Source organism: Acinetobacter genomosp. 33YU, from assembly GCF_001990725.1.
Lineage (GTDB): Bacteria > Pseudomonadota > Gammaproteobacteria > Pseudomonadales > Moraxellaceae > Acinetobacter > Acinetobacter seifertii.
The window spans coordinates 1-15,100 of record NZ_LFZQ01000002.1; the positions used below are offsets into that span (position 1 = coordinate 1).

The window sequence follows — 15,100 nt, forward strand, 5'->3', positions numbered from 1 at the left end:
GGGATTCAGCGGACGCTTACGTTAATACGGTATTACATAAGAGTTCATTAATTAAGATAAAAATCACCAATAAAAAAGCCTACCCACTATTGGATAAGCTTTCGTGAAGCATTCGGAATGGAATATTAAGTTTATGCCAGTTTTTTTGTCTCCATAAAATCGACATAAGCAATTTGGGCATCCCAAAATTCATTCCATAAAGCACAGTACTCCATACATAGCTCGGTAAGACTTTCATAGTCATCTTTGGTTATGCCTTGAGCCAATGCAAACCACAAGTCATCTTCATGATCATCATCTGCTGCTTCTGATGTCTCGTCAGTTGATACACCATGTACATGGTAATAGCCACCACCCTCAACCTCAATTCCAACAGCCTTAGTCGCCTCCCGTAGCGGAGGACTAAAAAGAATGACTTCTTCTTCTGCAACAGCAAGCAATGCAACAACTTTAATATAACTATCGTATGAAGATTCTAAAAACGTTCTTACCTGATCTGCGATTTTTGAAGGATGGTATGATCTTCGATCCTGTTCATTTAGACCATAATCATTAAGTAAATCTTCATAAAGTGGATAATGTGCATATTCAGGATTACCTAAATAATAATTATCTTGGTCTGTTCCAGGTCTAAAACCAAATTCATCTAGTATATTTAAACTTAATAAAACACGTGGGAACATTTTAGCTCCAGAGTGTAGTTTCGGTTCTAATTGCTTAGTCTGAAATTGAGCCATTAATAAAGCATCCGTAAATACTTGTACAATAGCGTGACGATATTCCAAATGAATTTTTGTTAAGGTAAATTTATCAAGCTGTCCGTTATTTAAAATTTCAATTGCTGGATGTGTACATACTGGTAATTTAGCGATTTTTTCTCTTAATTGTTTGAGAAATGCTAGATTTTCTTCCCACTGTTGTGAAGGAATACTATTCTTCATCCCCAGTAAAGCTTTTTGTCTTGGATTATTAAAATCTTCAAATCTTTTTGACATAATCATTCTCAATAACAAATTAATTCTTATAGTTAGGTTTTGAGTTCTCCATTATTTTAATTGCGCATTCATTTGCTACTCAATAAAATTGTATACTCATCCCTAAACAATTCGATATTAGGTTTATTATTTACACAAATCAATCCATGTTTTAATAAATTTTTTTAATAAATTAATTAACAATTGATAGCAAAAAATATTGTCATTTTTATTATTTTATCTGTTGTATTACGACAATCTTTTCAATATGATTGAAATTAACTTTTATAAGAGACCACTTTAAAAAGAAACGGAATTCAAAAGTTTACAATGGGGAAATTGATGTCAAAAAGAGACACTATTATAACAACAGCTATAGCCCTTTTTAATCAGAAAAGCTATAACGGCATTGGAATTGACAAAATTATTGCTGAATCTAATGTAGCAAAAATGACATTCTATAAATATTTTCCATCCAAGGAAAATTTAATAGAATCATGCCTTTACAAGAGAAATTCAGATATTCAGGCAGCTATATTAGAAAGAATCAATACTAAAGATTTGCCTTTAGTTCAGCTCAGGAGTTTATTTGATTGGTATATTGACTGGATTTATACCGATGATTTTAATGGCTGCTTATTTAAAAAGGCTACCATGGAAGTTGTACAAGTTTATCCTTCAGTAAAAAATCCTATTAACGACTATCGTGAATGGATCTATACGCTTGTTTTTTCGATATTAATTAAAGTTTATGTTGAGGATCCTGAAGCATTAACTACACTCTTTCTGAATATTCTTGATGGCATTATTATTGATGGCACAATTGATAAAGGTTTAGTTAATCGGGAAAAAACATGGTCTTATATTATTAAAATAATTGAGCTTGAAAAAACAGAAGCACGCATCGCTAGTTAAATTATATAAAAGAGATTTTTACATCAATTAAAAGATCTCTTTTAAAATTTCAGTTAACATCAAATTTATTAAAGCCTTATATTTACTCAATGTAATATAAGGTTTTATATACCTCTTATATTATTCTCATACGATTCAGCGATTTTTTAAGTTTCATCATAAGAAATCGTTGAGCTAACAGGTTCAATTTAAAATTTTTCGTCAAACTATCCATTTCTCTTCATGAAAAAGTCTTATTACAAAGCATTCAGACAACACTTGATCAGAGTTTGATGGGACTAAGATGAAATTATTCTTTTTTTAGTCAATAAAAAAGCCCTCAAATGAGGGCTTTTTCTATTCTACAGTACTAATTACTGAGGAATAATGTTTGTAGCGCTAGGGCCTTTTTGACCTTGCACAACATTAAAAGTCACGCGTTGACCTTCATGTAAAGTTTTGAAGCCAGAAGAAGCGATTTCTTTGAAGTGAGCAAAAACGTCTGGACCTGAATCTTGTTGGATAAAACCGAAACCTTTAGTTTCGTTGAACCACTTAACTGTACCAGTAGCTGTGTTGTTAGACATGATATACATCCTATTGATTTTTAAGAACTTGTGCCATGAGACATGACGGGTTTAACTTGGAAAAAATAACGAATTGAGCTTAAGATCTTAAAAACGGAGGATTATGAATAAAGCTTCGATACTAAAAGAGGATTTACTAAACTAATAAGTCTTTTTTCTAGTTGACTTCATTATACATCAAAAGAACACTTATTCAAGCAATTTATATAAATTAATTTACTGATTCTACAGCAAACATTCGCTTACATTTGTAAAAAACAATTACAATTTATTATATAAATAAATAGTAAATAATTTTCTATTTAATAGTTTAAAATTTTAAAACTATACTAAATGGAAATATAACTACAAATAATGAATAAAAAAACAGACTCATAGTCTTTATCAAATACAACAACTTACAATTTTTAAGTATATTTTTATATAATGTTAAAAATCATTATCACTTATTAATTTTTTGAATAAGCACATAAATAAAAATATTTAAGAAATTTATCTTTAAATCACAGTTACAACAAGAAAAATTAAATATAATTTAAAATTATTAAATAAATTAAATGATTATTTTTATTTTATATTCTTTTTTTCAAATAATCGAATTAGCAACAACTGCAAAGAATATACCAAACTGGACCATATAACTTTGAAAAACTGGATGTGTTCACTAGCCCTTAAGCTTCATAACCTATCTTTGGCTTAGATCTAGCAATAAACCTATCTATACCTTCTTTAAATTTAGGGAACTATCATGCACCTACATTTTATTGTTCATGAAGATTTTGAAGCACCTGATGCATATGAAATTTGGGGTCAAAATAATCACTGCAAAATGACATATTCAAGAGTGTATTTAAATGACCCCTTACCTTCTACGGTTGAAGACATAGATTTCCTGATCGTGATGGGTGGCCCACAAAGTCCAGATACTACAGTTGAAATATGTCCTCATTTTAATTCACTCGCTGAACAAGCGGTTATTAAGAAAGCTATCCAAGCAAACAAAGTCGTTTTAGGGGTATGTTTAGGTTCACAGCTCATTGGTGAAGCTTTAGGTGCCAAGTTTGAACATAGCCCTGAAAGAGAAATTGGTAAGTTTCCTATTATGCTGACAGAGTACGGTTTTAAAAATTCTCTATTTTCACATTTAGGAAAAATGACAGAAGTTGGCCACTGGCACAATGATATGCCCGGGTTAACCAGCGATGCAAAAATTATTGCTTTTAGTGCAGGTTGTCCGCGACAAATCGTTGAATACTCAAAATTAGTTTATGGTTTTCAATGTCATATGGAACTAACGCCTGAAGTTATTGAATTACTCATTCAACATTCAGCAACTGAACTCAATCAAGCTCATGATTATAAATTTGTTAATACCCGAGAAGAATTGAGGAGTCATGACTACCAAGAAATGAACCAAAACTTGTTTATTTTCCTAGATAAATTAAAAGATGAGTATTTAAAACTTAGCTAAATGATGGCAAAGCCCTTTTAATAGGGCTTTCTTTCATAAAATTAGATGATCTATAAAGTTTAAATTCACTTTTGCACCGACAGTAAACGAACATAATATCGCAGCAACAGAATCCCAATTAGTAGATGGTCGCTATACAATATCTAATAAAATAATAGCCCCTGTCACACATAAAGCGGCTGATGTGCCAAGTTAGCCTTTAGACTTTAAGATACCTATATAACACTTTCAACAAGCATTTGTTCTGCGCACTTTAGTGCATATTCCAAATCTTTTTGTAAATCGACCACCGATTCTAGTCCGATATTTAAACGTACTAAATAACCATCTTTAGGTAGATTGGTATGGGTTCGATAAGCTTGTCCAACAGGTAAAATCAGACTTTCAAATCCACCCCAAGACAAACCAATGTGAAATAATTGCAACGAATCAAAGAATTTTTGCACATAAGAAGGTTTAGATTCTTTTAAATAAAAAGCGAATACTCCAGATGAACCATGAAAATCTCTTAGCCACAAATCATGATATGGGCTTGTTTCTAAAGCAGGATGAAGCACTTCCTTAATAGCCGGATGTGTTGTTAGAAATTGAGCAATAGTTAGAGCACTATTTTGATGCTGTTTTAATCTTACTGCCAAACTTCGCAGGCCACGTGAAGCCAAATAAATGTCGTCTGGGCTTGTGGTCTCTCCAAACAAATGACCTGTTTTCGTGAGTTGCTCGTATGTTTCGGCATTTGCAGTAGCCACGCCCATGAGTATGTCAGAATGGCCACCAATGTATTTGGTTACGGACTGAATAGAAATATCAGCACCATGCTTTAAGGGTTGAAAAAGTAACGGCGTTGCCCAAGAGTTATCGACTAATACTTTTGCGCCATATTGATGACTAATTGCAGAAATTGCCGCAACATCACTCAGTTCAAATGTCATTGAACCCGGTGATTCAATAAACACCACACTAGTACGATGATTAATTTTTTCAGTTAATGCCTCAAGGTTAGTAGAGTCAAAATAGTCAACGCTTACCCCCATTCTGACTAATATATTGTCAGCAAAATTTCGCGTTGGGCCATAGATGTTGTCGGCAATCAAAACATGACTATTTGCTTCTACACAAGCCATAAGTGCATGTGTACATGCCGATAACCCAGATGGAAACACCATACTACCCGCACCACCCTCAAGTGCATTGATTGCACTTTCAAAAGATTTAGCTGTTGCAGCACCGAAACGGCCGTAATGTCGATACACACCACCATTGCGTTTAAATTCTTCCCACTCACTAAAGCTATTTACAACAATAGTCGAACCACGAAAAACAGGTGTATTGACTAGACCATCAAAGCGCTCGGGTGTTCGTCCTAAATTAATGACATCTGTGCTGAATTGATTCACTTTTATATTCCAAGAAACGTATCAACTTTATTACCAATTCATGATAGTGAGATTTCAATGGATATAAATTTTAATCTTTTCTATTTTTTATCTTTATATTAGGTTTTTATTTCCTATTTTTACTTAAAATTAGAATTTTAATCCGGTATTCATTTCTAGAGTAAAATATTATCTTATAGCGTACTTTGTGTTGATCTGCTTGTTGTTCGAACTTGCTGTTATAAAATGCACTTTTTACACTATTCTTCATCCATGATTTGCTTTAATTTGTACCGAACGTAAATAAGGTTTAGCTTCTAGCATTTTTGCTGGTCCTGAATTTTTAATAGTATTCGCAGTTTTTATTAGAAAAAATTTAAAGGAAGTTCTGTCGTATATTTAATTTGCTCCATGGCAAAACTAGAACTCACATCGGCCAATCCGTTAATTTCAATTAATTTTTTATAAACTTTATCGAACTCGGCAACATCCGATACAGCAACTTTAAGTAAATAATCTGTTTCACCTGCCATTCTATACACCTCAATCACTTCATCGATGCTATAGATATGAGAATGAAATTTTTGAATCCACTCAATATTGTGTTGTGCTGTTTTAATAAACACCATCACAATCACATTAATGTTGAGTTTTTTACGGTCTAGCAAAGCGACTTTTGCACGAATAATACCCTCTTCTTCCATTTTATGTATTCTGCGCCAACAAGCCGTGTTGCTTAATCCCACCTTTTCCGCAATATCACCTATTGCCAATGTGCAGTCCTTCTGTAGAAGATCTAATATTACACGGTCATATTTATCTAAATTTAACTTCATACCTTCAAGCTTCTCTGCACTATGTATTTGCAATAAATCAAATCAATGAACAATATATTAGATTGTTATTCTAATTTTAATAAAAAAATATTTACCTATGTTTTAAATGATCTCCGCGCATTCGAGACGCATTTATTTGTATTGTTCACTTAATAATCTATTTTTAAAGCTTGAAAGTTTAGATGAGCTTTTATTATTATCTTGTACATATTCGGTACAATAAAAGAGACAAGAAAAATGCCAAATCAATTTGATGCTGTGTCTATAACAAAAAAAGCGAATGTTCATTACGAGGGACACTCCATTAGTCATGTTATTGAACTTGAAGATGGTACAAAAAAGACATTAGGAGTAATTCTTCCAACAGAAAAAGCTTTAACTTTTAAAACCCACGTTTCAGAACGCATTGAGATCATTTCAGGCAAATGTAGTGTTCAAATTGGCGATGATCCGGATACTAAAGTCTATTCAAGTGGTGAATCTTTTAATGTTCCCGAAAATAGTAAATTTAAAATTATTACAGATGAAGTTATTGATTACGTCTGCCATTTAGAATGAATCAACACTACAAAGCCATACCTTTTATAGGATGTGGTTTTCCTATGAATATATTTATCTTTTCTTAACAACGACACGTTTACCAATCTATCTGACGATGGTTTAAAACTGTTTGATACCTCAATTCAATGGCTCACCAACAAATAAAATCATTTATACAGCTCTCAAGGTCTTATTGATTACACCTTGCAGAGCTGCGATTAGTAGACGACATTCACTCGAACCCAGTCTTCATACTTTGTAGCCTGCACATTGGTACTCGACTGAATTACTCCATAAATAGGAATATTTTCTTTCATTCCTGTTGCGATTCCAGAGTGCATTTTACTTGCTACATTTCCCCAAATTTGAGTATGCCCTGCATCTTGATACAGTATATATGCGACAGAGGCAGGACTTGTAGCAGATTTAAGCTCAAAATTATTGTCGGAAGTTACGGCCAATTGATACGGTGTATTATGGTTACATTGGACAGTTACATCGGTTCTAGCGGCAGCAACTGGCTGCGCACGTACAACTGAACCGAAATCTAAATTTCCTTGTGTTGAGACTTCACAACTTTCTACAATAGTTAAGCTAACCTTTAATGACGTAGATGCGCTTGCAGCCTCTGCACTATTTATTAAGAGTATTCCCATAAGAGAAAATAAGGCGTGTTTAATGAGTTTCATTTCTTCTCCTTATCTTTATGTTCTAATGTCTTTTCAAATTTATAATGTCATTTTTCTGTTTTACTAAAGAAACAGTTTTTTCAGGTTCGTTTTATTTATAAAGCTTAATATTGCATACTGTCAATCGATAATAATCACATGATTTTCATATTATTCTTATAATTTGTGATGAATTAAACGTAATTTATTTAGTTTAAAAAGTAGTTGATGTTTTTTATTTGTATTAATTACATTTCTTCACTTATTTAAGAATTACTCAATTAATCTTCCGAAAAATTAAAGTTTTATGATTATATTTTTAGATAAAATATTTGTATTCAAGTTATTAAAATGTCGCTCCACAAACTCATATAAAATTTTTAACAATTAGAGGTTTTTGCAAATATTCCTAAAGCAATCTGTACAAGACAATAAAAAACAATCAGTTATTCCTTATTGTTTAAAGATTTTAGCTGCTTTATCAATAAGCTTAGAAACTTGATCTATCTGAGAAATTAGTGATGAATGATTCGGATTGACTACTATTGCACTTGAGTGAGTCTGCTTTGAAATTAATTCCTATATTCAAGGCTTAAAGACATTATCATTAGCTGTGATGAAATACCATGTTGGTTTTACACGCCATACAGCTTGAGAAATTTTGAGACTGAGTAATTCTGTACATTCTCGCAATTGCATAAAAAGGGTGATCAAAATAATATAAAGCCCAATAAAATATAACTTTACATATTGTTTAGTTTATAGATTCAATACTAAGAAAACTGTGAAGTTAAATTTAAAATGAATAATTCTAGTGACTAAAACCATCTACCTTTAACTTGAGAAATCATGGATATGAAAAAATATTTATTATTACTTTTACTTAGCTTCTATTCGATACATTCATTTGCTTCGGACAAACTACATGGCAGTGTTTGGAAAACGATTGATGATGAAACAAATCAGCCTAGAGCACTGGTAAAATTTAGTGAAGATAAAAATGGGCTTCTTACCGCAAACATTGAAAAAATCCTTGTTCCAAATGAAGCCAACAAATGTACGATGTGTGAAGGCACTTATAAAAACAAATCTTTAGTTGGTCTAACCATTGTCAAAAATTTAAAAAGCGTAGGTAAAAATAAATATGACAAAGGATCTATTCTCGACCCTCAGTCAGATAAAACTTATCGCTTTAGCGTAACTGTATCACCAGACGGCGAAAAACTTACCGCGCGTGGCTACATTGGTATTTCTGCAATTGGCCGTAACCAAACATGGTATCGAGTTAAATAACTCTTGAACTAGCTTGTGACCCACTCTCTTTAGCTACTCACCGATCATAATTACGGTCTATATGTGCACTATATAAATGATGTGTGTAGACATTGTTATGATCGGTATTTAGCCTGAACAATCAGCATGATAATGACGAATAGCGAAGGTATTGCAGCAATCACAAACAAATGGGTAATGACCAAGAATTGAGAGAGATACCCACCAAATAGCGGCCCAATAACCGACCCTAAACGAGCAATTCCAATACTCCAACCTACTCCTGTAGTACGAAGTGAAACTGGATAATAACTTGCAGATAAGGCATTAATAGCAGGCTGCCCACCAACAATTGCGAAGCCAGCTATAAAAATAATTATAAATAGTAAAGCAATATGGCTAACAGCATAACCAATTAAAGCAACACTCATCACGGCAACGATAAAAACAGGAATGAGTACTTTATAGAATCCTGTCTTATCAATTTTAAGTCCCATCACAACACTACCAATCGTCCCGCCTAACTGTAAAGTGGAACCAATCATTAATGCCTGATTTAATGAAAGACCTGACTCTTTGGCTAAGGTGGGTAGCCAATTCGCCAGAAAATAGAGACTGATCATATTTAAAATACTGATGATCCAGATAGAATAGGTAAAAAATGCGCGCTGATTTTTAAACAATTCAAGCGGCGACTTTTTAACCTCGACTTCAGTGTTATTAATGATTTTTATTTGTGAATTGAATGTTAATGCAGGATAAAATTTCTTTAACCAAAATAAAATTTTAGGCGTGTTTTTGTTATCTTCACTCAGAAAATATAAAGATTCTGGCATCTTAAAGTATGTAATAAAGAAAATAATTAAAGGGATAATACCGCCAAAATAAAAAATCGACTGCCAACCGCCCCAAGGAACGAGTAAGGCGGATATACCGCCCCCCAACATTGCCCCTACCGTATAGCCACAAGAAATGACCATCATGGTAAAAATACGAGATTTGTGTGGAACAATTTCGGAGCTATAAGCCATCACATTTGGCATGATGCCGCCTAAAAAAATTCCTGTAACAAAGCGGATTACGGTCAATTGCTCAATATTGCCGACATGGGGCGTTAACAGCATCAATACCGAGAACATAAAGGTCGAAATGAGTAGTATCGGACGGCGACCAAAACGATCAGAAAGTGAACTTAATAAAAATGATCCGACAAACAAACCAAATAAGCTTGCACTAAACACCACCCCTAACATGGTTTTTTGAACACCCCAGTCTTCTATAATCATTGGGGCTGCGTAAGCCATAGACTGAATGTCATAGCCATCCATAATCATGAGTAATAAACAGGTGATCAGAATAAATTTTTGATAACGTCCAACTTTTTGCTGATTGATCAAATCACTTAATGCAACTTCTTTCATGGTATTCCCTTCTCCATGACATGCTTTAAATTAATCCATTTAATTACGTTATTCGTAATTTATTTACGACTTGCGTAATTAAAAATAGCAATATTACTCACATAAAGTCAAAAAAATATTTTTTATAATATAAACAATGCATTAGGTTGGATTTTTAATTTCCCCAATTCATCACGTCATCTTATTGCAAGCAGCCTTTGGTCTGCTTATCTGGCAAAAATCAAGCAGACCATACATGCTATTACTTACATTATTTTAAAATTCAGACAGATATTTAAAAAAAATGCTCCATTACTGCATCTCTTTCTTCCAAACTATTTGAGCTTAAAACTTGTAGCAACAAACCATCTATCAGGTTTACCACCATGTGAGCATCGAATTTTGGCTCGCGAATTTCACCGCTAAAAATCAAATCAAAAATTTCATGGAGCAGCCATTTTCGATATTCAACTGCCATGCGATATGCCTGCGGGTAAAGCAGTTTTATTTCAAAAATAGCTTTAAGTAAAAAGTTATACAGACTGTTTAAATGGGCATGGAAAACCACTATTTCTTTGAGTTTATCGATTGGTGTTCGGTAATGGTTTGAATAAATAATAGAGAGCAGTTTTTCTTTGAGCAGGCTCTTTTGAAAGGCAATACACATTTCGATTAAGCGTTCTTTAGAGTGGAAATAGTTGTAAAGCGTACCTTTGGCAATTTTGGTTTCTTTAACAATCAGGTCCACACCTACATGATGAAACCCATGTATCGTAATGAGTTGTATGGTGGTTTGAACGACATGTAGTTTTTTGGAAGAGGTTTCTAAATTTCGCATAGTTTTACCGTTATAAAATTCTTGTTGTTTCTAAATGAAAAAAACTGTGCCCTTTTGGGAGAAAAAAAGGCACAGCAAAGCCGTAAGACAGTGCTTGGCACATCTCAAGTTTTATAGTTGCTAAGTTTTTGGTCGTGACGATTTAAAGCCTGATTAGCCTAGTGGCGATCAAACTCGTTAATAAACTAAGTTGTGTTGTTATAGCTTTTGGCAAGGGCTGCCAAGAAATAATGGATGTGCAAAGCCAACTCCTTTTTTATTGGGAGTTCTGCCGACATGAATAGAAATTATGGTGGCAGAACGAGAAAGGGTTAGCAGACTGGTGAAAGATATAACCAGCACACCCGAAGGTGTCCCTCTCCCGTCCTACCGCTACGGGAGGAGACTAGGAGTTTACACATAAGAGTATTCCTCAGACGGAATAACTCTGATGCGATCTTTCATCACGGTCTGCTAAAACCGACTGGCAATGTGGCCAGCAGGCAAAGAATAGTGCCCAAGTTTATTGGCGTCAAGCACACAAAATGACATTTGTTTTAAATTAGATCATTAAAAAAGTAAGGCTAAACAATGAGTAGGTTATTGTAAAATTGGATTTATAAAATACATATTTTTTCCAATTGAGTTAGAACATTATCTACAGAATTAAGCATTAAAATGATTTTTTATCTTCGATCTATATATTCTAAGTAACCTCGCCCACTCATTTTTTGAGAAGAAAACTCACCTTCCCATTGATAGGCAGAAACAAATCCAGCAGCCAACCCGAAACAATATGGAGTGTCTACATGTGCTGAAATATCTAAAACCTTTTGTTTATTGTGATAGGCAACCCACCGAAAAGTATTTGGTAAATTCACTGAAAAATTATCAGGAGTAATCTGTGGCTCTTTTTGAAGAGTAGTTACTTCAAAAAGAATATCTCCGTTGTATTGAATTGAAGTTCCATCTATATGTCGGTAGTAAACAGAGGTCAAAATCGGCTGGTCTTCGTAGCAAATAAAAGCCAGCAATAACTGCTGTTCATGATCAATATTAATCACCTGATAACTAAAAACTTTTACGGGAAGTTCTATATTTTTAACTAACCATTTGTTCTTTAGCATTGAAGTCGCTACAGCTTTCCAAGACTCAAGTGTGCATAAGCCTTGAACTGTCTTACTATGGCCTTTTTGTTTGATATGACCTTCATACTGCATTAGCACACTAAAGTGCTTATAAAACTTACTGTACGCGAACCATGAAATTGCTGGTGTAGGTTTTAAATAAAGTTCTAACTCTAAGTCTTCTCTCTTGGTAATTAATAAAAATCCATCACCGTCTTCGTGTATGGCAGTTTGATTATCAAAGTTAATCGCAAAAGGAGTTTGATTAAACTGAATATCATTTTTAATTGAAAATGTTCTATAGGCTTCAGATGTGGTAGATAAAGCCGTTCCATGCACTAAAGAAGCTGTATCTCCTTTTCCATCTTTAGACATTTGATAATGCATGTCTGTAATGGTAAATCCTACATAACCCAATACTGAAGCCCATGACAAGTAACGGAATGGTTCAGGTAAATCGGGTATCATGACTCCGTAATGCGTACTACCAAAGCGTTTATAAAGCGTATGTGGACTGAGTTCAAAATCTTTTGGTAATGTTGCTTGCCGCTCTGGTGTAACAGCTCCCATCAATGAGCCAGAAAACTTTGCAATTGTTTGATTGGCTTTGTCTTTAATACTGCTTGGCACTCTATGGCTTGAGATTAGCATTTTTAAAATCCTTTATTTTTATCCACTTAAAATCAAGTTCCATTTTAGAACTTGAATAGTGTTAGAAAAATATCATTTAGGGACAATCATTAATTAAAATTAAGATTTAACAATTCCATCCCAAATTTTAAAATTTCGAATGAAGCTTGTTTGTTTGAATTAAGGGTAATAAAATGGCATTAAGCTGGCCTTACTTTCTGAAATCATTTATTGATTTTTTATCTAAACTTTTGGACGTAAAGCTTTTATTCCTATTCCGAGAAATCCTCTGATTAGTCCCTTACTCACATTTAGCCAATCAAAATAATCACGCCATAAAATTATTTTTCCATCTTCAACTTCGAATGTATCACAGACCCAAAATCCGACATGTAGCGGTCCAATCTCTAAAATATCTGTACGTTCAGTAAGTACAATATTTTCTTTAGCAACAAGCTGATGATTTTTAACTTTTAATTTTCTTGCGCTGCTCAGGGCGAGCTTTATCAAGCCAGCTACCCTTTTTCCACCTTTAAATGTTGGTAAAGAAACATTGGTATAAACAATGTCAGGATGGAGTAACTCGCTGATCGTGACATGATCTTGTTGCATTAGTGCATTTAGAAAGCGTTCTACAATTTCTTCAGATTGCGCTTGGATATTACTTACATCACTGTTTAAGGCTGTTTTCATTTTAGGTATTACTCTAAAAGTTTAAATTTTGAGGTTTAAACGCTGTTGCCACAGGTTTTCTAACTTTTTGGTATCGTGGTCAAAAGGGTGAAAATCTGGTCGGTAGTAATCTAAAAAATCTTTAACGGTTTGCATTGTCAGTAGTCCTTCACTTCCCAAACCTTTTTTAAAAAATTTAGTGATACCTTTTAAAGAAAGTACTTGATCTGCTTTGAGTAGTCTTCGGGTGTTATTTGCAATTAAGAAAATTAAAATACTTCCTGCAAATGTCATGTAAAAAATACGTGATAAATATCCCCCGCCAGATGCGACATAAGCATCAAAAAAAACTGCTTTATGTTCATTTTCTTCCACCGCATGCCATAGCCATAGTTCAGCAACTGGACCTACCAAACGATTATTCCAATTATCATTGCGTAATAGTTCAGCCCCCAAGGTTGCGGTGATATGTTCAATCGCGCAGCCAATCGACATGATATGCATACTTGGTAATATTTTTTGCATTAGGGCATATAAGGCTTTAACTTCATTCTGCAATTTATCTATATTGATCTGCTGTTCATCTGCATATCGGTTAAATGCCAAATGTTCTTTAGCATGCATTGCTTCTTGCCCAATAAAAGCACTTATCTCTGCTTGAAGTACAGAATCATCAATCTTATCTCGAACATTTCTTAAAGCTTCAATCAACATTAATTCTCCTTGAGGAAAAATAGCTGACATCGCATTCATTAAATGCGTGAAATAAGGATCATTATCGAACCAATAGCGCTTTGAACTAGTGAAATCAAAACTTAACCGTCTAACTGGAAAAGAAGCTTTTAAGCGATGTGCTATCGAAGACGGTTTAGATTTAGTTGCTTCTAGCGTGGTCATATTTATTCCAATTTGCAAAAGTACCAATTAGTTCTTTTGTAAATTGGAATAGATTTCCCGTCAATAGCTAATTTTCATCCAATTGAAATTCAAATATTTATTTGTAAGGTTCAATGTTTAAAAAAACAATCTTGAGCCAAAAAGCGGTTAATGTTAGTTTTAGCAAGATTTCAAAATATTAGAAGATTTAGTGTGGAAAAACTCTCTGGCGCTTACGATACTCAAGCAGCAGGCTTACCCAGAGGTAGAACCAGCCTGTTAACTGAAGAAACACGTGAAAAGCAGCAACGTCGTTTGGTTAAAGCAGCGATTAGTGCATTTGCAGAAAAAGGATTTACCGCTACAACCATTACAGACATTGTTAAAAGAGCACGTGTATCTAAACAGGTTTTTTATGAAATATTTGAAAATAAAGAAGATTGTTTTTTAGCCGCGGATGCTTTAGGTAGAAAAGCTTTATTTGAACAAGTTCTCTCTGATATTAAACTTGAGAGTAATGATGCCGATCAATGGATTAGATCTTCCGTCCGCGCCTACTTACATCTGTGTAATAGCGAACAAGACTTTACCAAAGCTTGGGCAATCGAGTTTCCAAATGCAGGGAAGCGTTGTCGTGAACAACGTAACTTATTCTTCGCTGAATTAGGAAAAAGACTTAAATCTATACATACCGTTATTAAAAAGACTCAGCCCGATCAGTGGGTGGCTGTCCCAGATTTATTTTACGATGCGGCCATTGGCGGCGCTTATGAAATTATCTTTCGTTATATTTGCCAAAACAAATTTACCGAACTATTAGACCTTGAAGATGATCTTGTTAATTTCATTCAATTTTCTATTGGCTATAAACGGTTATAAGTTAGAAATTAGTATTTTTAATACCGTTTAATAGGTGTCAAAGCTTATGGAGTCAGATCACCCTATCTCTACTTAGTAGGA

The 15,100-nt window shown here is 33.8% G+C and carries 15 protein-coding genes; 5 read left to right on the top strand and 10 right to left on the bottom strand.

From position 1 onward, the window contains the following. Positions 1–131: 131 nt before the first annotated feature. Complete coding sequence (locus tag AC056_RS01380) at positions 132–995, bottom strand: iron-containing redox enzyme family protein (protein WP_077162509.1); 864 nt, start codon at positions 993–995, stop codon at positions 132–134. 321 nt (positions 996–1,316) lie between these two features. Between AC056_RS01380 and AC056_RS01385 the strand changes: the two genes are divergently transcribed. Beyond that, positions 1,317–1,889, top strand: coding sequence for a TetR/AcrR family transcriptional regulator (locus AC056_RS01385; RefSeq protein WP_039252003.1), 573 nt, complete (start codon positions 1,317–1,319; stop codon positions 1,887–1,889). A gap of 353 nt (positions 1,890–2,242) precedes the next feature. Here the strand turns inward: AC056_RS01385 and AC056_RS01390 are convergent, their stop codons facing one another. Next, a complete protein-coding gene (locus AC056_RS01390; protein WP_002054492.1) occupies positions 2,243–2,455 on the bottom strand; it encodes a cold-shock protein in 213 nt (70 codons plus the stop codon). Between the two features lie 748 nt (positions 2,456–3,203). Between AC056_RS01390 and AC056_RS01395 the strand changes: the two genes are divergently transcribed. Next, positions 3,204–3,926: a type 1 glutamine amidotransferase gene (locus tag AC056_RS01395; protein WP_077162510.1), complete on the top strand. Its 723-nt coding sequence runs from the start codon at positions 3,204–3,206 to the stop codon at positions 3,924–3,926. Positions 3,927–4,141: 215 nt separating this feature from the next. Here AC056_RS01395 and metC read toward each other — a convergent pair whose 3' ends face one another. After that, positions 4,142–5,323: a cystathionine beta-lyase gene (gene metC / locus AC056_RS01400; protein ID WP_077162511.1), complete on the bottom strand. Its 1,182-nt coding sequence runs from the start codon at positions 5,321–5,323 to the stop codon at positions 4,142–4,144. A 344-nt stretch (positions 5,324–5,667) separates the two neighbouring features. Continuing rightward, a complete protein-coding gene (locus AC056_RS01405) occupies positions 5,668–6,138 on the bottom strand; it encodes an Lrp/AsnC family transcriptional regulator (protein ID WP_004702573.1) in 471 nt (156 codons plus the stop codon). A gap of 237 nt (positions 6,139–6,375) precedes the next feature. On the opposite strand from AC056_RS01405, the gene AC056_RS01410 reads away from it, so the two are divergent. After that, positions 6,376–6,696, top strand: coding sequence for a pyrimidine/purine nucleoside phosphorylase (locus AC056_RS01410; RefSeq protein WP_004702576.1), 321 nt, complete (start codon positions 6,376–6,378; stop codon positions 6,694–6,696). Between the two features lie 200 nt (positions 6,697–6,896). Here AC056_RS01410 and AC056_RS01415 read toward each other — a convergent pair whose 3' ends face one another. Further along, entirely contained in the window at positions 6,897–7,367 is a 471-nt protein-coding gene (locus AC056_RS01415) for a spore coat U domain-containing protein (RefSeq protein WP_004702585.1), read from the bottom strand. Positions 7,368–8,201: 834 nt separating this feature from the next. On the opposite strand from AC056_RS01415, the gene AC056_RS01420 reads away from it, so the two are divergent. Continuing rightward, positions 8,202–8,639 (top strand): DUF2147 domain-containing protein, encoded by a 438-nt coding sequence (locus AC056_RS01420; protein WP_077162676.1) that lies wholly within the window; start codon positions 8,202–8,204, stop codon positions 8,637–8,639. 95 nt (positions 8,640–8,734) lie between these two features. On the opposite strand, the gene AC056_RS01425 is transcribed toward AC056_RS01420, so the two are convergent. From AC056_RS01425 to AC056_RS01450, 5 genes are all read right to left on the bottom strand, one after another. Continuing rightward, entirely contained in the window at positions 8,735–10,039 is a 1,305-nt protein-coding gene (locus AC056_RS01425; RefSeq protein WP_077162512.1) for an MFS transporter, read from the bottom strand. 274 nt (positions 10,040–10,313) lie between these two features. Continuing rightward, on the bottom strand, positions 10,314–10,856 hold the full coding sequence (locus AC056_RS01430; RefSeq protein WP_077162677.1) for a TetR/AcrR family transcriptional regulator: 543 nt from the start codon (positions 10,854–10,856) through the stop codon (positions 10,314–10,316). Between the two features lie 665 nt (positions 10,857–11,521). Then, complete coding sequence (locus AC056_RS01440) at positions 11,522–12,613, bottom strand: DUF6670 family protein (RefSeq protein ID WP_077162513.1); 1,092 nt, start codon at positions 12,611–12,613, stop codon at positions 11,522–11,524. Between the two features lie 222 nt (positions 12,614–12,835). Continuing rightward, positions 12,836–13,285 (bottom strand): limonene-1,2-epoxide hydrolase family protein, encoded by a 450-nt coding sequence (locus tag AC056_RS01445; RefSeq protein WP_077162514.1) that lies wholly within the window; start codon positions 13,283–13,285, stop codon positions 12,836–12,838. Between the two features lie 21 nt (positions 13,286–13,306). Further along, positions 13,307–14,161, bottom strand: a complete 855-nt coding sequence (locus AC056_RS01450) for a metal-dependent hydrolase (RefSeq protein WP_019457366.1) — start codon at positions 14,159–14,161, stop codon at positions 13,307–13,309. A gap of 192 nt (positions 14,162–14,353) precedes the next feature. Between AC056_RS01450 and AC056_RS01455 the strand changes: the two genes are divergently transcribed. After that, positions 14,354–15,019 carry a TetR/AcrR family transcriptional regulator gene (locus AC056_RS01455; protein WP_077162678.1) on the top strand — a complete coding sequence of 222 codons (666 nt, stop codon included), beginning with the start codon at positions 14,354–14,356 and terminating at the stop codon, positions 15,017–15,019. Positions 15,020–15,100: the final 81 nt, after the last annotated feature.

What these genes read in the sequence shown, in the direction of transcription:
- AC056_RS01380 (WP_077162509.1), bottom strand. Translation starts at nt 995, where the DNA reads ATGTCAAAAAGATTTGAAGATTTTAATAATCCAAGACAAAAAGCTTTA.
- AC056_RS01385 (WP_039252003.1), top strand. Translation starts at nt 1,317, where the DNA reads ATGTCAAAAAGAGACACTATTATAACAACAGCTATAGCCCTTTTTAAT.
- AC056_RS01390 (WP_002054492.1), bottom strand. Translation starts at nt 2,455, where the DNA reads ATGTCTAACAACACAGCTACTGGTACAGTTAAGTGGTTCAACGAAACT.
- AC056_RS01395 (WP_077162510.1), top strand. Translation starts at nt 3,204, where the DNA reads ATGCACCTACATTTTATTGTTCATGAAGATTTTGAAGCACCTGATGCA.
- AC056_RS01405 (WP_004702573.1), bottom strand. Translation starts at nt 6,138, where the DNA reads ATGAAGTTAAATTTAGATAAATATGACCGTGTAATATTAGATCTTCTA.
- AC056_RS01410 (WP_004702576.1), top strand. Translation starts at nt 6,376, where the DNA reads ATGCCAAATCAATTTGATGCTGTGTCTATAACAAAAAAAGCGAATGTT.
- AC056_RS01415 (WP_004702585.1), bottom strand. Translation starts at nt 7,367, where the DNA reads ATGAAACTCATTAAACACGCCTTATTTTCTCTTATGGGAATACTCTTA.
- AC056_RS01420 (WP_077162676.1), top strand. Translation starts at nt 8,202, where the DNA reads ATGAAAAAATATTTATTATTACTTTTACTTAGCTTCTATTCGATACAT.
- AC056_RS01425 (WP_077162512.1), bottom strand. Translation starts at nt 10,039, where the DNA reads ATGAAAGAAGTTGCATTAAGTGATTTGATCAATCAGCAAAAAGTTGGA.
- AC056_RS01430 (WP_077162677.1), bottom strand. Translation starts at nt 10,856, where the DNA reads ATGCGAAATTTAGAAACCTCTTCCAAAAAACTACATGTCGTTCAAACC.
- AC056_RS01440 (WP_077162513.1), bottom strand. Translation starts at nt 12,613, where the DNA reads ATGCTAATCTCAAGCCATAGAGTGCCAAGCAGTATTAAAGACAAAGCC.
- AC056_RS01445 (WP_077162514.1), bottom strand. Translation starts at nt 13,285, where the DNA reads ATGAAAACAGCCTTAAACAGTGATGTAAGTAATATCCAAGCGCAATCT.
- AC056_RS01450 (WP_019457366.1), bottom strand. Translation starts at nt 14,161, where the DNA reads ATGACCACGCTAGAAGCAACTAAATCTAAACCGTCTTCGATAGCACAT.